The organism is Ureibacillus sp. FSL K6-2830 (genome assembly GCF_038004145.1).
GTDB lineage: Bacteria > Bacillota > Bacilli > Bacillales_A > Planococcaceae > Ureibacillus > Ureibacillus thermosphaericus.
In genome coordinates, this window is the sequence record NZ_JBBOQR010000001.1 from 752,949 (window position 1) to 771,482 (window position 18,534).

The 18,534-nt window shown below is 34.4% G+C and carries 17 protein-coding genes; 7 read left to right on the forward strand and 10 right to left on the reverse strand.

Annotation, left to right across the window (positions count from 1 at the left end):
* Window positions 1-10: 10 nt before the first annotated feature.
* On the reverse strand, window positions 11-553 hold the full coding sequence (locus NSU17_RS03775; protein WP_096550554.1) for a peroxiredoxin: 543 nt from the start codon (window positions 551-553) through the stop codon (window positions 11-13).
* Between the two features lie 301 nt (window positions 554-854).
* Between NSU17_RS03775 and NSU17_RS03780 the strand changes: the two genes are divergently transcribed.
* Genes NSU17_RS03780 through NSU17_RS03800 form a run of 5 tightly spaced genes read left to right on the forward strand, consistent with a single transcriptional unit; the run spans window position 855 to window position 5,191 of the window.
* Window positions 855-1,397, forward strand: coding sequence for a helix-turn-helix domain-containing protein (locus NSU17_RS03780; protein ID WP_016838282.1), 543 nt, complete (start codon window positions 855-857; stop codon window positions 1,395-1,397).
* Window positions 1,398-1,415: 18 nt separating this feature from the next.
* Window positions 1,416-2,516 (forward strand): ABC transporter ATP-binding protein, encoded by a 1,101-nt coding sequence (locus NSU17_RS03785; RefSeq protein ID WP_096550552.1) that lies wholly within the window; start codon window positions 1,416-1,418, stop codon window positions 2,514-2,516.
* Window positions 2,509-3,315 (forward strand): ABC transporter permease, encoded by an 807-nt coding sequence (locus NSU17_RS03790; protein WP_016838280.1) that lies wholly within the window; start codon window positions 2,509-2,511, stop codon window positions 3,313-3,315. Before NSU17_RS03785 ends, NSU17_RS03790 begins: the two co-directional genes overlap by 8 nt.
* Window positions 3,315-4,118 carry an ABC transporter permease gene (locus NSU17_RS03795; RefSeq protein WP_340704314.1) on the forward strand — a complete coding sequence of 268 codons (804 nt, stop codon included), beginning with the start codon at window positions 3,315-3,317 and terminating at the stop codon, window positions 4,116-4,118. The genes NSU17_RS03790 and NSU17_RS03795 overlap by 1 nt, the downstream gene beginning before the upstream one ends.
* Complete coding sequence (locus tag NSU17_RS03800) at window positions 4,115-5,191, forward strand: ABC transporter substrate-binding protein (RefSeq protein WP_340704315.1); 1,077 nt, start codon at window positions 4,115-4,117, stop codon at window positions 5,189-5,191. Before NSU17_RS03795 ends, NSU17_RS03800 begins: the two co-directional genes overlap by 4 nt.
* A 109-nt stretch (window positions 5,192-5,300) precedes the next feature.
* Here NSU17_RS03800 and NSU17_RS03805 read toward each other — a convergent pair whose 3' ends face one another.
* Window positions 5,301-5,753 (reverse strand): GNAT family N-acetyltransferase, encoded by a 453-nt coding sequence (locus tag NSU17_RS03805; RefSeq protein WP_340436289.1) that lies wholly within the window; start codon window positions 5,751-5,753, stop codon window positions 5,301-5,303.
* Between the two features lie 307 nt (window positions 5,754-6,060).
* Between NSU17_RS03805 and NSU17_RS03810 the strand changes: the two genes are divergently transcribed.
* Complete coding sequence (locus NSU17_RS03810; RefSeq protein WP_096550549.1) at window positions 6,061-7,263, forward strand: MFS transporter; 1,203 nt, start codon at window positions 6,061-6,063, stop codon at window positions 7,261-7,263.
* A gap of 119 nt (window positions 7,264-7,382) precedes the next feature.
* Here NSU17_RS03810 and NSU17_RS03815 read toward each other — a convergent pair whose 3' ends face one another.
* The 3 genes from NSU17_RS03815 to NSU17_RS03825 all read right to left on the reverse strand — a co-directional run bounded on the left by NSU17_RS03815 (window position 7,383) and on the right by NSU17_RS03825 (window position 9,162).
* The gene (locus NSU17_RS03815; RefSeq protein ID WP_340436287.1) at window positions 7,383-8,270 is read right to left on the reverse strand and encodes a LysR family transcriptional regulator; all 888 of its coding nucleotides are present in this window, start codon (window positions 8,268-8,270) and stop codon (window positions 7,383-7,385) included.
* 90 nt (window positions 8,271-8,360) lie between these two features.
* A complete protein-coding gene (gene cbpB / locus NSU17_RS03820; RefSeq protein WP_340436285.1) occupies window positions 8,361-8,807 on the reverse strand; it encodes a cyclic-di-AMP-binding protein CbpB in 447 nt (148 codons plus the stop codon).
* A gap of 109 nt (window positions 8,808-8,916) precedes the next feature.
* Complete coding sequence (locus tag NSU17_RS03825; RefSeq protein WP_247595868.1) at window positions 8,917-9,162, reverse strand: short-chain dehydrogenase; 246 nt, start codon at window positions 9,160-9,162, stop codon at window positions 8,917-8,919.
* A gap of 225 nt (window positions 9,163-9,387) precedes the next feature.
* Between NSU17_RS03825 and NSU17_RS03830 the strand changes: the two genes are divergently transcribed.
* Window positions 9,388-10,749, forward strand: coding sequence for an IS4 family transposase (locus NSU17_RS03830; RefSeq protein WP_328101957.1), 1,362 nt, complete (start codon window positions 9,388-9,390; stop codon window positions 10,747-10,749).
* A gap of 27 nt (window positions 10,750-10,776) precedes the next feature.
* On the opposite strand, the gene fadH is transcribed toward NSU17_RS03830, so the two are convergent.
* The 5 genes from fadH to NSU17_RS03855 all read right to left on the reverse strand — a co-directional run bounded on the left by fadH (window position 10,777) and on the right by NSU17_RS03855 (window position 18,463).
* Window positions 10,777-11,544 carry a 2,4-dienoyl-CoA reductase gene (fadH, locus tag NSU17_RS03835; protein WP_340436377.1) on the reverse strand — a complete coding sequence of 256 codons (768 nt, stop codon included), beginning with the start codon at window positions 11,542-11,544 and terminating at the stop codon, window positions 10,777-10,779.
* 377 nt (window positions 11,545-11,921) lie between these two features.
* Window positions 11,922-13,562 carry a putative bifunctional diguanylate cyclase/phosphodiesterase gene (locus NSU17_RS03840; protein ID WP_340704316.1) on the reverse strand — a complete coding sequence of 547 codons (1,641 nt, stop codon included), beginning with the start codon at window positions 13,560-13,562 and terminating at the stop codon, window positions 11,922-11,924.
* A gap of 97 nt (window positions 13,563-13,659) precedes the next feature.
* Window positions 13,660-15,837 carry an RNA degradosome polyphosphate kinase gene (locus NSU17_RS03845; RefSeq protein WP_340704317.1) on the reverse strand — a complete coding sequence of 726 codons (2,178 nt, stop codon included), beginning with the start codon at window positions 15,835-15,837 and terminating at the stop codon, window positions 13,660-13,662.
* Entirely contained in the window at window positions 15,837-17,384 is a 1,548-nt protein-coding gene (locus NSU17_RS03850; protein ID WP_168412447.1) for a Ppx/GppA family phosphatase, read from the reverse strand. The genes NSU17_RS03845 and NSU17_RS03850 overlap by 1 nt, the downstream gene beginning before the upstream one ends.
* Window positions 17,385-17,560: 176 nt before the next feature.
* Window positions 17,561-18,463, reverse strand: coding sequence for a chemotaxis protein (locus NSU17_RS03855; RefSeq protein ID WP_016838268.1), 903 nt, complete (start codon window positions 18,461-18,463; stop codon window positions 17,561-17,563).
* Window positions 18,464-18,534: the final 71 nt, after the last annotated feature.

The window sequence follows — 18,534 nt, forward strand, 5'->3', positions numbered from 1 at the left end:
CTCTGTAAAATCATAATGTAGATTGACCAGGTCGCCAATTGGCTGGGCATAATCCGCCCGTTTGAAGAGCCTGTAATACGCGCAATACTTCATCAACATCCCGACCAATATTATTGTGATGTATGACTTGATATTGAATCTCACCATCTGGACTGATAATAAATAATCCGCGAAGCGCTACCCCTTCCTCTTCTATTAAAACACCAAACTTCCTTGAAACTACGTGATTGTGATCTGAAGCTAAAGGATAATTTAGTTGTCCAATACCATTTTTCGTCCGTTCTGTATTGATCCATGCTAAATGAGTATATATTGAATCTGTCGACACACCGATTACTACTGCATTTAATTCTTCAAACTCATCATAGCGATCGCTCAATGCTGTAATTTCCGTGGGACATACAAAAGTAAAATCCATTGGATAAAAAAATAGAACAGTCCATTTCCCTTCATTCATGATATCTTCTAAAGCAACTTTTCCAAAGGTCTTATCCGGCATTACTGCATTCAATTCAAATAACGGAGCCTGTTTATTCACTAAACATTCTGCCATGTGAGATTCCCCCTAACCGCCAAAATGAAGGTAATACTTTCCTTTTTTACGTTAACAAATGCATTCCGTATTTTCAATTATTTTGGGTAAAACGCTTCCTAATATCTTACTGAAAAGTTAAAAAAATATTGCATTTTTTCTTTATATAAATATGAAAATTTTATAAAAAATTGTTGCATTCCAATTAAAATTAGGTATAATCATTATCTGTAATTGTAAACTAAAAGTTTTGTAAAAGTAAACTTTCTTACAAAAAGTTTAGAAAAAATAAACTACTTGTCGAAAAAGAGGAGTTTTATCTATGCAAATCGGAAAGAAAATTAAAGCATTGCGCATTAAGAAAGGGTTAACTCAAGAAGAGCTCGGAGAAAGAACGGACTTAACTAAGGGTTACATTTCACAACTTGAACGCGATTTAAACTCCCCTTCCATCGACACGCTTTTTACCATTTTAGAAGTATTAGGTTCCACCCCTAAAGAATTTTTTGATGATGATTTTGAAGAACAAAAAGTGGTTTACAGCGAGGAAGACCAAACCTCTTATATAGATGATGAAAAAAAATATGAAATCAAATGGCTTATACCGACTTCCAATGATAAAGAAATGGAACCGGTCATCATTACATTTCAAAAGGGTGGCGAATATAAACAATTCGAACCTTCTCTAGCTGAAACATTTATTTATGTATTAAAGGGTCGGATTCGAGTTGTTTTAGGGGAAGAAGAATACATCGCCAGTGAAGGAAATTCAATCTATTATGAAGCTTCAAGCAATCACCAAATATTTAATGCCAATGATGGTGAGTCACAATTGCTTCTTGTAGCAACAGAATCTTATCTATAGTGTTTAGGAGGCTTGGATATGAGTAACACAATTATTCAATTTGAAAATGTATCAAAATCTTATGACGATGGGACAGTAGTATTAAAAAACATAAACTTTGAATTAGAGAAAGGAAAGTTTTATACCTTACTTGGACCATCAGGTTGTGGAAAAACAACGATTCTTAGAATAATTGCGGGTTTTACAGAGCCTTCTAGCGGAAACGTCTATTTTAATGGAAAAAAAATCAACAACGTTCCTGCTCACCAACGACAAGTAAATACAGTATTTCAAGACTATGCGCTATTTCCACATTTAAATGTCTTTGAAAATGTCGCATTCGGATTGCGCATAAAAAAGATAAAAGAAAGCGAAATTAAAGAGCGTGTTATGGAAGCGCTGAAATTTGTCAATTTGGAAGGGTTTGAAAGCCGTGAAATTTCTGAGATGTCAGGTGGTCAGCGACAACGTGTAGCCATTGCACGAGCAATTGTCAATAATCCAGAAGTGATTTTGCTAGATGAGCCACTATCTGCCCTTGACTTAAAATTACGTTCTGAAATGCAATACGAACTCAGAGAATTACAGCAGCGACTTGGAAAAACCTTTGTTTTTGTCACTCACGACCAAGAAGAAGCCTTAGCGATGTCCGATGAAATTTTTGTATTAAACGATGGTGAAATTCAACAATCAGGTTCCCCTGTTGACATATACGATGAACCAATCAACCGATTCGTAGCGGATTTTATAGGAGAATCAAATATCGTTGAAGGCATTATGTTAGAAGATTACAAAGTGCAATTTGCCGGAAGAGTTTTTGATTGTGTTGATAAAGGCATGAAACCAAATGAAAAAGTAGATATTGTCATCCGACCTGAAGATTTGGAAATTACATCAGTGGACAAAGGAAAACTTGTTGTAACAGTCGATACTCAATTGTTCCGCGGTGTGCATTACGAGTTATCGACTTATGATAAAGACGGTAATGAATGGCTCGTTCATTCTTTGAAAAAGGCAGAAGTTGGCGAAGAAATCGGCTTAAACTTTGATCCGGAAGCAATCCATGTAATGCGTTTAAATGAGACGGAAGAAGAATTTGATAAACGATTAGAATCATATGGAGAGGGTAACAATGCGTGATCGTGTAGCAAAAGGGCCGCTCATTCCCTATCTCCTTTGGATTGCTTTCTTTGTCATTGCACCAATTGCCTTAATCGTTTATTATTCCATGCTAGATTTAAACGGCAATTTCACATTGGAAAACTATAAACGATTCTTTTCGCCTGTTTATATCCAGATGACACTTACTAGCTTTTTTTACGCTGTCATCATAACTTTCTTTACATTGCTTATTTCTTATCCGATGGCATTTATTTTAACGAAAACGAAACACAAATATCTTTGGCTCATGTTTATCATTATTCCATCATGGATTAATTTACTTTTAAAAACTTATGCTTTCATCGGAATATTTGGTTTATATGGACCGATTAACGCAGTAGTCAGCGTATTTGGAATTGAGCCACAACAAATTTTATTCACTGATTTTAGTTTTATATTTGTGTCTGTTTATATCTTTATTCCATTTATGATTATTCCGATTTTTAACTCCTTAGATAAGTTAAATCCAACATTAGTGGATGCAGCAAGAGATTTAGGTGCATCACCTTTTACTACATTCCGCCGAGTAATTTGGCCATTAACAATCGAAGGCGTGAAGTCGGGAATTCAAGTTACATTTATTCCTGCATTATCACTCTTCATGATTACTCGCTTAATTGCAGGAAATCAAGTGATTACATTAGGGACAGCTATTGAACAGCAATTCCTCGTTGCCCAAAACTGGGGAATGGGTTCAACAATTGCCGTATTCCTTGTATTAATTATGTTAGTAAGTATGTTATTCACTGGTAGAAAAGCAAAAGGAGGTCGCGTGTAATGAATAGATTATCTACACCAGCAAAAATATATGTCGCCGTTGTATTCATCATATTATACGCGCCGATCTTCTATTTAATTTTCTACTCATTCAATAGCGGTGGTTCCATGCATAATTTTGAGTCGTTTACAATGGAACATTATCAAGCTGTTTTTGAAGATTCTCGGTTGTTAGTCATATTAATTAACACAATCATCATCGCCCTGTTATCTAGTTTAATTTCTACGATTCTCGGTACTTTAGGGGCCATTGGAATTGTGTCAATAAAAAACCGAAAAATGCGAAATACGTTGCTTTCATTAAATAATATTATGATTGTAAGCCCAGATGTAGTGATTGGTGCAAGCTTTTTAATTCTCTTTACGATGATTGGAGTAAAACTCGGATTTACGTCAGTCCTAATCTCACATATTGCTTTTAGTATTCCGATTGTTGTTTTAATGGTATTGCCGAAGTTATTAGAAATGAATCCCAATTTAATTGATGCAGCACAAGATTTAGGTGCCACTAAACGGGATGTTTTATACCGTGTAATCGTCCCTTACATTAAACCTGGCATTTTTGCAGGCTTCTTTATGGCACTCACCTATTCATTAGATGATTTCGCTGTTACGTTTTTCGTAACCGGAAACGGATTCTCTACATTATCTGTAGAAATTTATTCCATTGCTCGCGTTGGCATTTCATTAACAATTAATGCCCTTTCAGGAATTATCTTTGTCGTGACGGTTCTTATTGTAATTGGTTACTATTTCGTAACCCGCCGCACGAAGCTTGCTAACGGGGGGTTAGGACGATTATGAAATCATTAATTAACTTAAGTATCGCTATTTTGCTACTAAGTGCGGGGCTTTACTTCGTTGCTGATCAATTGGAAGCTTCCGGTGGCAAAGGAAGTAAAGACACGATTACCATTTACAACTGGGGAGACTATATCAACCCAGATTTATTAAAACAATTTACTGAAGAAACTGGAATTAAGGTCATTTATGAAACCTTTGATTCCAACGAAGCAATGCTGACAAAAATCCAACAAGGTGGAACAACATATGACATCGCCATCCCATCTGAATATACTATTGAGATGATGATTGAAGAAGATTTACTCCACCCAATTGATCATTCAAAAATACCGAATTTACAATATATTGATCCCTATTATTTAGACTTACCTTTTGATCCGAAAAACAAGTATTCTATACCATATTTCTGGGGTACAGTTGGCATTGTCTTTAATCCAAATTTAATTCCAGATCATATCACTTTTGAATCATGGAACGATTTATGGGATCCTTCCCTGAAAAGAAAAGTATTTTTAGTGGATAGTGCCCGCGAAGTAATGGGAATGGGTTTAAACTCCATTGGCCAATCGTTAAATGCAAAAGATGAGAAATTGTTGCGTCAAGTAACTGATAAACTCGTCACCCTTTCTCCAAATATTAAAGGGATCATTGGTGATGAAATCATACCTTTAATGATTAATAATGAAGCAGCTGTTGCCCTCACATGGTCGGGATCAGCAGCTGATATGATGTCAGAAAATGAAGAATTAGATTATGCAGTACCACAGGAAGGATCAAATTTATGGTTTGATAACTTTGTCATTCCGAAAACAGCAAAAAATATTGATGGTGCACATGCTTTCATCAACTTCATGCTGGATCCTGAAGTGGCTGCTCAAAATGCCGAATATGTCGGATACTCTACACCGAACAAAGCCGCATTGGAAATAATGGATCCGGAAATTATTAACGATGAACGTTTCTACCCTCCTGAAGAAATAAAAGATCGGTTAGAAGTATATGAAAATTTAGGCTTAGAATGGCTAGGAAAATATAACGAATACTTTTTGGAATTTAAAATGTCCATCAGGTAGCTCTTTTGTCAATGACAAAATGAATGATTGAGAGTTTCTTTTTAAGAAACTCTCTATTTTTTCTTTTTCAGGGTTTTATTAATATAATCTTTTTCTTCTCATAATCATTCTATAATTCTTGGGATAGCCGAATCATATCCCTGCATTGAATGCCATTTTCAAAAATCTCTATATCGTAGTGCCTTATAAAATAATCTCTGTCGATACCGGTAATTCGAAAACCGCATTTTTGATAAAGAGCTAGTTGGGAGATGCTTGAGTTTCCGGTTCCCATTTCAATTGTTTTAAAACCTTTTTCTTTTGCTGTATTCACTGCATGCATAACCAAAAGTTTTCCTATTCCTTTTCCTTGATAGTTTTCAGCAACAGCAACATTCACGGCTTCCATCGTTTTGGGTCTTGTCGCAAGCAGGACATAAACTCCTACAATTTGATGATTCATTTCCGCAACATAGCATTCACCTCTTTTTAAATATTCTTCCACATTGTCCACAGAAGGATCCGCCAATAACAACAAATCCATTGGCGGATTTTCATTGTTATTTAATAATCGTATAATCATAAAATCCCCCTTTTAAATTAAGTAAGGAAGTAAAATGCCAAAAGGTTATAAATAATAATTTGTCCACCTTCACAATTGGATGGACCATTTAAAATTTTACTGTTTTCTGTTGTAAATATCATGCTTAGCAATTTTAACTACGGTGTTCAGAGGAGGCAGATGCAGTGATTGCTTTATATTTATATAGCAGATTGTTAAAATAATCGATTGATTAAAATTCTTTCTCCTATATTTTCCTTATTGTAATATGATAAAATAGTTCATTATTTCATAGTAAGTTTTTTGAATTAAATGGAAGGTGATCGGAATGTCACAGAGAAAGAAAAAGTTGGTCATGTTTATGTTAATGTTTAACTTATTCATTACAATGGGAGGCATTGGAATGGTGGTTCCGGTGTTACCTTCCTACCTGGATCTTTTTGGAGTTGGGGGTACCATCCTCGGATTTTTAGTTGCTGATTTTGCCTTTGCCCAATTTATTTTTTCGCCGATTGCGGGGAATTTATCGGATTTATATGGACGAAAATTCTTTGTCATTTTGGGATTAATCATTTTTGGATTTTCACAAATCTTCTTTGGGATAGCAAAAGCAATTTGGATGCTGTTTTTTGCCCGTTTCTTGTCAGGAGCTGGCGCTGCCTTCATCATGCCACCGGTGATGGCCTATGTAGCGGATATTACAACAGTGGAAGAACGGGGAAAAGGAATGGGATTTCTCGGAGCAGCCATATCTCTTGGATTTATGATTGGGCCAGGGATTGGTGGATTTTTAGCTAAAGTGAATTTGCATTTTCCCTTTTATTTTGGAGGGATCGTTGCTTTAATAGCAGCTATCGTTTCTTTTATCGTCTTACCGAATATTAAACAACAACAGAAAGAACGATTAATAACAAAAGGGAAAGATAACATCTTTCAACAATTATTACGTTCCCTTCATACGCCCTACTTCGTCATGTTATTAGTCGTCTTTGTTTTTAGTTTTGGTATCGCAAATTTCCAATCGACGTTGTCTATGTACTTAACTTATAAATTTGGCTATACGCCTATGGATATCGCTATCGTTATGATAATCGGGGGTTTTCTTGGTGTAATTTTACAAGTATATATTGTCGACCAGCTATTTAAACGATTCGGTGAGATGAAAGTTATATTAGTCAATTTGATTATTGCTGCCCTTTCCATGGTTGGTATGGTGTATATAAAAGGATTTTTCATTATTATTACCATTACATCTATTTTCCAAATTGCCACAACTTTTATTCGGCCAGCAGTCAACACATTAATTTCGAAATTGGCGGGGGCTGAGCAAGGTTTTGCCGCTGGAATGAATAATGCATATATGAGTTTAGGTAATATGGTTGGTCCCGCCCTCGCAGGAATAATGCTTGAATGGAAATTATCTTCACCATTTATTCTTGGTGCATTCATCTTATTTGCCTGTTACATATTAGCTCACCTTTGGACAATGAAAAAAGCACCACAATTATTGAAAGCAAATGAAGAATATTAATAGAAAAAGAGCGCATGGAATAAAATCGTTCCATTCGCTCTTTATTTGTTTATTGAGGATTCGTTTTTCAAATACATACTATTGTTCATATTTCGCCATTGTTTTTCATCAATAAACTATCATTGGGACTCATCTACTGAATCAGCATGTTTTTTCACTACTTCAACAAAAGCTTCCACTTGACGTAATCGGAAGGAGGATTCATAACCAATCAGCCAAGTATCCCGAGTTAGCCCAATATCTGTATCTCCAGATGTTAATGCAATTTTATTTACATTTTCTCCTCCATTCAATGTAATAGAAGGTAAAATCGCATATCCAATACCATTGAGCGCCATTTGCTTACATGTTTCAATTTGATCTACAATGATTTGTCTTTTAGGGCTAGATGCAAAGTGTCCTTGCCACCAAACTTGAATTTCTTGATAATAATTCGAATCGCTTTTAAATTGAATAAATGGCCGTTCCGTCGTTAAAATTTCTTCTAATCTTTCAATTTCTTTATCTACTAGATACATTGTATCGCGGAATAAGTGCATCTTTTTCCCTTTCCACTCTGACTGGCCTCTGACAATACCAACTTGGGCTTCCCCATCATAAAGAGCTTTCACAATTTCAGAACTCCAACCGGTAATTAATGAAATTTTAACATCTGGATAAGTTGTGACAAATTCTTTTAACACTTTTGGTAACCAGTTAATTCCAACGATGGAGGCACAAGCGATTTTTAATGTACCATGCACTTTTGAATCTAGAGCTTGAATCCTTTCAAAAACTTCTTCTTTTTTTTGCAATGTCTCAATTGCATATTGAATAACTAATTCTCCGGCAGGTGTAGGCATCAATCCCTTTTGGGAACGAATGAATAATTGAGTACCCCAATATTTTTCAATCGATTGCAATCGTTGAGATAACGCTGGTTGTGTAATAAATAGCCGTTCTGCTGCCTTGCGCATATTTCGTTCTTCCGCTAATATTTTTATAATTTCTGCTTCTGTCGTTGTCATCCAATCACTCCAAAAAAATACGATACATAAAAATTCAATAAAAATCGACAAAATCCTTTTCATCCATGGATTTTGCCGATGATTGTTCAATTAATAATCTAATACTTGATAAATATATTTTTTTAATTGCTTTAAAATCACTCTTCTCGTTAATATCCCTGCAAAAGTGCCTTCATGATCTACAACGCATAAAAAGGCATGGTTTATGACTAAATCTAATGCCCTTTGAATCGTATCATCCATTTTTAAATATGTGACGTTTCGATCCATGCAGTCATCAACTTTAATATGAGCTAATTTTTCATACTCAATCCGCTCTAACCCAAGTATTGATTCGGTAATCATCTTTGAACTTACCAAACCATGAATTCGAAACTTCGTATCCAATACCGGTACTTGAGAATAACCTGTTTTAGTAAGAACTAACAATGCATGTTCAGCACTATTTCCAACTAAAACATGAGCTACTTTTTCTGCCGGAATAATAAAATCACTAATCGGCGTTTCCAAAAAGGCTCTTGTCTTTGTTGAAATCAAATCCTTCAACCCCTTCCATGAGGACCCAGTTACCACTATCATATCATATTTGACAGTTTTATGACCATGACAATGACACATGAATTTTTGGGTTGAAGGATTTTTTGTTTTAATAAGAAGCAGATTTTGCCCAATAGTAAAAAATCATGATACCAGTAAATATACCGAAAATAATGTACATAATAATGATTGGATTCATTAAAATTGGATGTTCTCGAACAGTTTTACTAATAGGTGTATCCATAGCGGAAGCTCGCTCTTCTGTTTTCTTCATGACACTTACAGTCATGACATACGAAACACCAACAATAATTAAGCCTACAATAATTGTCGGAATGGTCCATCCACCCATCATCATACTCTCCCTTCTAGTCTTAAGAAGAGTATGTTTCTTTTTTTATTTTTTTATTCTTCTTAACTCAGCTTTCGCAGTCCAAAATCTTGTTTAAATGCTTGATGTAAATGGTTTTGGGAAGTACAAAATTATCATTTGACATTTTTTAAAACATAAAGAAAGACACCTATTCTTTTGGTAAAATATTGGTGACGAAACCAAATCCAAAAGAAAGGTGTCACCACTATGATAACGAATAAAGACTACTTTGCGCAATTACCAAAAGAAATTAAACAAGGATTTTCCGAATTAAATATTGGATATCATTTAAGAAAAGCGAATATTACGAAACTTTCCGGGTATTCTTGTCTTACTGTTTTCAAACTGATTTTTCTTTTAGTCTTCCAATATAAGAACTGGTTTCGTGCTTTTATGAGTAAACGATCTCAGGATCTGCCCGGAAAGGATACAGTCTATCGCTTTTTAAATACACCAACCTATCATTGGAGAAAGTTTCTGCTTTCATTAAGCAGTGAAATGATCCGTCTGCTTCAACCATTAACTTCAAAAGATCGTGTCACAGCTTTTGTGATTGATGATTCTGTCTTTTCACGAAACCGTAGTAAGTCGGTTGAACTGTTGGCTAAGGTTTTTGATCACTCTACCCATCAGTACTTGAAAGGGTTTCAAATGCTTACCCTTGGCTGGACCGATAGTTTTACTTTTATTCCCGTTGATTTTGCTCTTCTAAGTTCACCGAAAAAGGAAAATCGCCTGCAAGAAATCAATACCAATATTGATAAACGAACATCTGGCTATAAGCGTCGCCAGGAAGCTCTGAAATCAAAACCGGACGTGGCTTCAGCTTTACTTGATCATGCGCTTGAAAAAGGGATTATAGCTGACTATGTTCTCATGGATTCCTGGTTTACACAAGCGCCTTTAATTGAGAAGATTACGAACAAAGGGTTATTTGTCATTGGCATGGTGAAGCAATTAAAGCAGCGATACGTTTACAATGGTGAACGTTTCACACTGAATCAACTTTACAAATTGGCAAAACCTCACATGGGTAAAAAAGACATTCTCGGATCCGTTTATGCTACTTTAGACAATGGAATTCCAGTAAAAATTCTATTTGTACGAAACCGTAATAAACGGAGCGAATGGCTTGCCATTCTCAGCACAGATACAACATTAGAAAATGAAGAGATCATTCGTATTTACGGCATGCGTTGGGACATTGAAGTCTTCTTCAAATGCAATAAATCCCTTTTAAATTTAGAGAAAGAATTCCAGGGACGTTCCTACGACATGTTAATTAGCCATACAACCATTGTTTTTACACGATATATTCTCATTGCTTGGCAAATGCGAAAAGAGGAGGATCCTAAGACGATTGGCAACCTTTTTTACATCCTTTGCGAAGATGTAAAAGACATAGATTTTATTACTGCCCTTCAATCACTTATTGACCTTTTCCAAACTTTGGCGGAAGCCGAGGTTTCTTTGAACATGGACATCTTTAAAAATCAAATGAATAAATGGTTGGCCACTATACCTAATTATATCAAGCAATGCTTAAATATTTCTGTGTGCGAAAGTTGAGTTCTTAATAAAAACGACTGCTTTCAATTAAAATGGAAATTGGTTGAGCCATTGGCCGCCATCCAACGTTACGCATTCTCCGTTCATATAGGCACACTTTTCAGATAACATGAATGCTGCTAAATCCGCAATTTCTTCTGGTGTACCTAGACGTTTTAAAGGGACGGATTCAATCGTGCGTTTTGCTTGTTCTTCTGATTCCCAAAGTTTTTCTGCACCACCCGTTCTGTCAATCGGTCCTGGTGCAATGGCATTTACACGAATTCCATATTTGTGTCCCCATTCAACAGCAAGAGTACGAGTTAATGACAATACTCCTGCTTTGGCTGCTGCGGAGTGAACGACCCCTGCACCTGCTTGCCAAGCATATGTGGCTACCATATTTAAAATTTTTCCTTTTATCCCTTGTTCAATCCAATATTTTCCTACTTCTTGTGAGCAATAAAATGTTCCATTTAAAACAATATCAATAACCGCTTTCCAACCATTTGGCGATAATTTTTCCGCTGCAACAATAAAGTTTCCTGCTGCATTATTTACTAATCCATCAATTTTTCCAAATTGTTGAATGGCATATTGAACCATTGCCTTTACTTGCTCCACATCTCGAACATCCATCTGAAACGTTTCAATTGTATTGCCAAACTGTGAAATCTCATTTTTTGCCTTTTCAAGACGCTCTTCATTTCGACCAGTTATAAGGACATTAGCACCTTCTTGCACAAATTTTTTTGCCATAGCCATTCCCATTCCACTAGAGCCACCTGTTACGATAATCGTTTCATTGTTTAACATAAACATTCCTCCCATCGTATATGAATGAATAACCATTCATCTCTATTGTACAAGAAAAGAAGTGCAAAGTTTGTCGAAAATTCAACTTTTGCTATTTTTTAAATAAAAAATAAATATTCTATATTTTTACATATTTAACATTTAGTATAATTGTTGTATAATGTTTTCTATGTTTTGTTTTCTTGAAATTATTTCAATTATCAAAATCTTCGACATATGTAGTGTCGAAGATTGTATTTGATTGGTAGAAAAGTAATCTTTACTTACCTTTGTTTTTTATTCCAACAATGGAAGTTTGAATAATCCCGAATAGTGATCATGTCACTATTCGGGATATTGAAATTGGAAGCTATGTAGCAATCCTAAACGAATTGCATTTATTTACATTCTAAATATTTTTTAATAACTTCTCCCACCGTCATCGGTTTATTATACAAATAACCTTGTCCTTTTTTACAACGATTTTCCTTTAAAAATAATTCTTGATATTTTTCTTCCACACCTTCTGCGACCACATCCATCCCTAAATGATGTGATAAAGAAATAATCGCTTTTATTATGGCTTCATTTTTTTCATCTTTGTTAATATCCGAAATAAAAGATTGATCGATTTTGATGATATCAATCGGGTATTTTTTTAAATAACTTAAAGAAGAATAACCTGTACCAAAATCATCTACAGATACATAAACACCGAGCTTTTTTAGCTTTTTCAATATTTCTTCCGTTTCTTCTACATTTTCCATTGAACTTTCTGTAATCTCCAGTTCAATAAATTGTGGGTCAACCTCGTACTTCTTTAATACGGATTCAATTTTATTCGGGAAGTTTAGTTGTTTAAATTGTATTGGTGAAATATTTACTGCAATTCTTACAGGACGATATCCTTTTTTTCTCCATTCTCGCTGATAACTACAAACTTGTTCCAGAACCCAATCTCCTATTTCAATAATTAAACCGCTTGATTCAGCTAAAGGAATAAATTGGGATGGTGGAACATAACCAAACTTCGGGTTGTTCCAACGGAGTAAAGCTTCAAAACTATCAATCTCATTCGTTAAATAATTTACTTGCGGTTGCAAGTGGATGGATAATTCATTAAACTCGATCGCCCGTTTTAAATGAGCTTCCATCAGCACTTCATTTTTGAAATCTTTACTCATTTCTTCACGATAGAAGCGATAATGAGCACGGCCATGAGTTTTCACATAAAATAGTGCTTGTTCTGCTTGATGCAACAATGAGTTAAAATCTCTTTTTTGCTCAGAATTTAATGTAGCAATCCCAATGGATGCAGTTACAAAATATTCTTGTCCATCTATAATAAAAGGTACTTTTAACTCATCTAACACTTGGTTAGCAAGAAGTTCCACTTCTTCTCGAAGATAATGCCTCATTAAATAAAGGAATTCATCACCATTATAATGATATAATTCAATGTTTTTTCCTTTTAATCGCTTAAATCGCTCACTAATTTGTTTAATCATTATATCTGCATTTTGTTTTCCTAACGACTCGTTATACTTTTTAAAGCGATCAAGGTCTACCAATAAAATTGATAGATTCATATCATGATTATAGTAACGATATTTCTCATCCCAACGAAAATTTAATGCTCTTCGATTTAGCAATCCTGTATTTTCATCAATAAACGATATATAGCTAAATTCCTTCCCTTGACTCATGATGACCGCATAATACAATTCGTCATGAAACTTAATCGGTTCCACATATATTTGCAATTCTTCGTCCATGTTCATTGTTATGTATTGAATTTTCTCTTGCTTTTCTAATATCACTTTTTTGATTTCATTCCAATTTAATAGCTCAAAAAATTGTTCAGCGTCCATCCCTTTTTCAAAAGTATTGGGCGTTAATTTGTAAGCACTGGAATTAATCATTTCTACAGAAAATTTTCCAGCCCTTAACTGTTTTAATATGACAATCGCATTAAAAGGGTTAAGTTTCATGACATATTGTAAGTAATCTTTTTCTGTATTGGCTGGAAAGTTGATCATCGATGTTCCTCCATTACTATATAAATGTATAGAAAGGTGTAGTTTATGTGTCGAGTTATTTATTCAATTAAACTACACCATGCATTCAATACAGTTCTTATTCCTCCATCATGACTGTACTAGTTGCTTCTAAAATAAATAGCTCCTGGCTATTGATTACCGGCTCGCCTTCTTTACGTTCCTTATATCGAAATTTTCCTGTTGAATCTTGAACACGAGCCTTTACATTATCAGCTAGTTGTGTTGAAAAAATATGCATTATTCGTTGTTTAATTTCAGCAGAATAGATTGGGAATAGTATTTCCACTCGACGCACCATATTCCGAGTCATCATATCGGCCGAAGATAAATAAATTTTATTTTCTCCGTTATGATGGAACCAATAAATGCGCGAATGCTCTAAGAATCGACCGACGATGCTAGTGACCGTAATATTTTCACTAATGCCTGGTATGCCAGGCCGCAAACAACAAATACCTCGAATGAGTAATTCAATTTTAACACCATTTATGGAAGCTTCATACAATTTCATAATTAAATCTTTGTCAGTTAAAGCATTCATTTTTGCACGAATGAATCCATTTCCATATTTTTTATGAAACTCAATTTCTTGATCAATCATTTCAATAAATTTATCACGAATATCATAAGGTGATACGACAATATGGTGGAACCTAGGCTTTTCCATATAACCACTTAAATAGTTAAAGAAATTCGTTGCATCTATACCAAACTCTTTATCCGTTGTAATAATCCCCATATCGGTATATGTTTTAGCTGTCGCATCATTATAATTCCCTGTTCCTAAATGGACGAAACGCTCTATTTTTCCATTTTTCCGTCGAACTACAAGGGTTATTTTTGAATGGGTTTTTAAGTTATGCATTCCATAAATCACAAGGCAACCTGATTGTTCCAGCTCCTTCGCCCAATGCACGTTGTTTTCTTCATCAAAACGTGCTTTTAACTCTACTAAAACTGTCACTTGTTTCCCATTTTCAGCCGCTTGTTTTAAAGCTTGAATAATCGGTGAATTACCGCTTACTCGATATAAAGTCTGTTTGATTGCTAACACTGTCGGATCATTCGCCGCTTCTGTAATAAATTCCACAATTGGCTCAAAGGATTCATATGGATGATGAAAAAATAAATCCTTTTCTAGCGCCTTTTCGTAAATATCTTCATCAGACTCTAAATCTAATGGACGTTGAGGAATAAAACTTTCATATAATAAATGCTCTCTTCCTTGAGACAACTTCTTCACAAAACTAAATAAAAACGTTAAATCAAGGGGGCCATCAATTTTAAAAACATCGGATTCACTAATTTCAAATTCTTCTAATAAATATTCTAAAACGTCATCATTCATTTCTCCATCGCGAACTTCAAGACGGCTTCCAATTCCCCATTTTCTTTTTTTCAATTCCTTTTCGATTTCAACGAGTAAATCTTGAGCGCCTTCTTCATGAATTGTTAAATCAGCATTTCTCGTTAATCGGAAAGCCTGTACCGATTTCACATTATAGCCATAAAATAGTCGATCTACATGTGAAGTAATGACATCTTCTAATAGAACAAATACTTTTTTATCAGGGCCTGCGGGTACTTCAATAAAGCGATCTAATACAGATGGAACTTGTATAATAGCAACTTTTTCGTTAAACTCGCTTAACACTTTTGTATCTTCTAACAAAACAAGCAAGTTTAATGTTTTTCCAAGTAATGTAGGAAAAGGGCGATAAGCATCTACTGCTATGGGTGTTAGTACAGGGAAAATGGTTTCTTCAAACATTTCATTGATGTATTGCTGCTGTTCTTTCGATAATGATTTGATATCTGTTAAGTAGATATTTTCCTTTGGCAATAGCTCGAATATTAAATGACGAAAAACTTCCATTTGCCTACGAACAAGCGCTTGTGTTTTTTCAGCAATTTTCTCCAATTGTTCCTTGGGCGTTAAGCCCGCTTTATTTTCCGGTTTATGAAATCCCGCGCGAACTTGGTCTTGAAGTCCAGCCACACGCACCATAAAAAATTCATCTAAATTCGAACTAAAGATTGCGATAAATCTCAACCGCTCCAGTAATGGATTTGTTTCATCTTCCGCTTCTTCTAATACTCGTTCGTTGAATGCTAACCAACTTAATTCACGGTTATTATAATACTCAGGTTTCGATATTTCATCCAATATTTTCCTTCTATCGATATCCGTTAATTGATGATTATTTATAAGATTTTCCCTTTCAGGAGAGTTCAGCCCTGTTTCATCTGTCATTACTCATTCCACCCTTCATAGATTAACTCAATTTTTACCCTCTTCTTAAATAATCGTTCAATATGCTTCTTTTGGCTTTGTGCTCGATGGATTTCTGCCACTGCACGCCCTTTCGAAACAACAAATAGAGTAATGATATCCTTTTCTTGTAATTCCATTTTAATACTTTTTACGATATTTCTTTTTGAACTATTTAAGGAATATACAAATTTTAATAAAGCACCGAAATTTCGCAAAATTTTTAACTCTTCACGGGTAAACCATGTCAGAAACGGTTGACTAAGACGTCTGAAATAATCTCGGTTTTTATAAGATGCAAGCAATGCAATTTTTACCCGATTTTTATGGTTTAATCCGGGAATAGATTGATTGGCAATTAGATAAAAAGTGTGTTGATTCGATGAATCTAATTCGATATAATCTCCAATTGAAAATACTCTTGCTGCTTTTTTTAGTAAATTCAGATGTTCTTCATTAAATTGAAATAAGTTCCATTTACAACTTTCTATATATATATTCTCTATTAATGTAACTAATGTACCTACTTCAGCCTCCGTTCTCCCATATTTGAATGCTAGATGATTCGCATAATCTTCAAATACGTTAAAGGGTTGAAAAACTTCAGGATTCGATTTCATCACGATATCCATGATTAACCCTTCCCGCAATCCTCTTTTACTAATGTAAAATGAATTCGAATCCACAACTTCCATTAAAGTTTTAAAAATGACTAAAGCAATTTCAATAATGTCCGCTCGATCGGAAGACAATCCATCAATTTGCTTTAATTGTTCAAAAGATTGTTTTCCTAAGTAACCACTCAAATTTTTTAGCGTTTCTTCATTCATTTCATAATGATGGACGCCAGATATTGGATAATCAATTAGATGCTGATGAATTTGCGCGAGATTTCGAGCACTGCCACCAATCCCCACAATTGGTAATTTAACATTTTTTAACCATGCTACATTTTCAAAATATTTCTTTATATTTTGATATAGTTGATATTTTTCCTTTTCGTTTATTTTATCACCGGTAACAAAACTTTGTTTTAACGATACAGTACCAAAAGGAAAACTTATAGAATGTTGTAATTCTTTATTTATAAACAACGTAATCTCCGTTGAACCTCCACCAATATCAATTGTAACGGCAGAAGGGATCTCCATCGAATGAACGACTGCTAAATATCCGAAATAGGCTTCCTCATCTTCCGATAATAAATCGATTTTTATGCCAGTATCTTTTTCCATTTGTAAAAGGATTTCTTGATTATTTTTTGCTTGTCGAATAGCAGCTGTTGCAGCAGCCTTTACGGTCGTCACACCGTAATCTTGCATTATTTCCTTGAACGAAATTAACGTATTTTTTAATACTTCAATGCCTTCTTCAGACATATATCCATCAGTTTGAATATATTTCCTTAGCCTAGCAACCGTTTTCATATTTCCAATTTCACGTAATCCTTTTTCATGACTATATCTGTATAGCACTAGGCGAATTGTATTCGAACCGATATCTATAACCGCCATGTTTACTTCATTCACCGAATAAAATCCCTACTCTCTATATACGAATTCTAAGTTTAAGAATATTTTGTCATATGTTTAATGTTGGTTCAACGAATAAAAATTAATCAAAAACGTCGGAGCCTTTAAAGGCATCCGACAAATGTGAATTGAAAAAAGCTATTGAATTGATGGATACCTAAAATTGTGCTATGTTACAAAATCAATTCATCAATTTTTAAAATTAAATCTCCAATTTCAGGTTTCGAAATTTGATCATCTGCACCAACTCTTTCCCCTTTATGGCGAAGATCATCGGTAATTAAACTTGAGAAGATAATAACCGGTAACTTTTGTAGCTCTGAATGAGTTTTTATTCTTTTTGTTAAATGGTGTCCATCCATTTGTGGCATCTCAATATCCGTTACCACTAATTGTACATGCTTCGTAATATCATCATTCGTTTCTAATAAGTGTTCCAGATATTCAAAAGCTTCTTTACCATTCTCAAAAAACTCTAAATTAACATACCCTGCTTCTGTTAATGTATCATTTAACAATTTACGCAATAATGGTGAATCTTCTGCCACGATGATTCTTTTTTCTGATCGTTCCCTCTTTCCAAGTTTCTTTACAGAATCCATGCTAATTCCGGAATCTGGATTAATATCAACCATTATTTTCTCAAAATCAAGTAATAATATCATTGATTCACCAATTTTAATGACACCGATAACTTGGTTAGAACTTCCTTGATACATATCTGAAGGCTTTTCAATTTGATTCCAAGAAATACGATGTATCTGTGTAACATTATCCACATGGAATACCACTTTTTGTTTATTAAATTCTGCAACAATATATTTTTGCTGATCACTATAAGAGGCATTTGGTATTCCTAACACTTTCAACATATCGACAACCGGTAATACTTCTCCTCGCAACTGGACAATTCCCTCTATATGCGGATGAGCATGAGGAATAAATGTGACAGGAAGTGGCTGTATGATTTCTTTTACTTTTATTACATTGATTCCAAATTTATTATTTCCTACTTCAAATTCAACAATTTCTAATTCGTTGGTTCCTGATTCTAGTAAAATACTTTTTTGCTCCATCTATCATCATTCCTTCCTATATAACTAAATATAATAATATAACTTTTCTATAAATTCAGATGGTAATAATT

What these genes read in the sequence shown, in the direction of transcription:
- NSU17_RS03775 (WP_096550554.1), bottom strand. Translation starts at nt 553, where the DNA reads ATGGCAGAATGTTTAGTGAATAAACAGGCTCCGTTATTTGAATTGAAT.
- NSU17_RS03780 (WP_016838282.1), top strand. Translation starts at nt 855, where the DNA reads ATGCAAATCGGAAAGAAAATTAAAGCATTGCGCATTAAGAAAGGGTTA.
- NSU17_RS03785 (WP_096550552.1), top strand. Translation starts at nt 1,416, where the DNA reads ATGAGTAACACAATTATTCAATTTGAAAATGTATCAAAATCTTATGAC.
- NSU17_RS03790 (WP_016838280.1), top strand. Translation starts at nt 2,509, where the DNA reads ATGCGTGATCGTGTAGCAAAAGGGCCGCTCATTCCCTATCTCCTTTGG.
- NSU17_RS03795 (WP_340704314.1), top strand. Translation starts at nt 3,315, where the DNA reads ATGAATAGATTATCTACACCAGCAAAAATATATGTCGCCGTTGTATTC.
- NSU17_RS03800 (WP_340704315.1), top strand. Translation starts at nt 4,115, where the DNA reads ATGAAATCATTAATTAACTTAAGTATCGCTATTTTGCTACTAAGTGCG.
- NSU17_RS03805 (WP_340436289.1), bottom strand. Translation starts at nt 5,753, where the DNA reads ATGATTATACGATTATTAAATAACAATGAAAATCCGCCAATGGATTTG.
- NSU17_RS03810 (WP_096550549.1), top strand. Translation starts at nt 6,061, where the DNA reads ATGTCACAGAGAAAGAAAAAGTTGGTCATGTTTATGTTAATGTTTAAC.
- NSU17_RS03815 (WP_340436287.1), bottom strand. Translation starts at nt 8,270, where the DNA reads ATGACAACGACAGAAGCAGAAATTATAAAAATATTAGCGGAAGAACGA.
- NSU17_RS03825 (WP_247595868.1), bottom strand. Translation starts at nt 9,162, where the DNA reads ATGATGGGTGGATGGACCATTCCGACAATTATTGTAGGCTTAATTATT.
- NSU17_RS03830 (WP_328101957.1), top strand. Translation starts at nt 9,388, where the DNA reads ATGATAACGAATAAAGACTACTTTGCGCAATTACCAAAAGAAATTAAA.
- fadH (WP_340436377.1), bottom strand. Translation starts at nt 11,544, where the DNA reads ATGTTAAACAATGAAACGATTATCGTAACAGGTGGCTCTAGTGGAATG.
- NSU17_RS03840 (WP_340704316.1), bottom strand. Translation starts at nt 13,562, where the DNA reads ATGATCAACTTTCCAGCCAATACAGAAAAAGATTACTTACAATATGTC.
- NSU17_RS03845 (WP_340704317.1), bottom strand. Translation starts at nt 15,837, where the DNA reads ATGACAGATGAAACAGGGCTGAACTCTCCTGAAAGGGAAAATCTTATA.
- NSU17_RS03855 (WP_016838268.1), bottom strand. Translation starts at nt 18,463, where the DNA reads ATGGAGCAAAAAAGTATTTTACTAGAATCAGGAACCAACGAATTAGAA.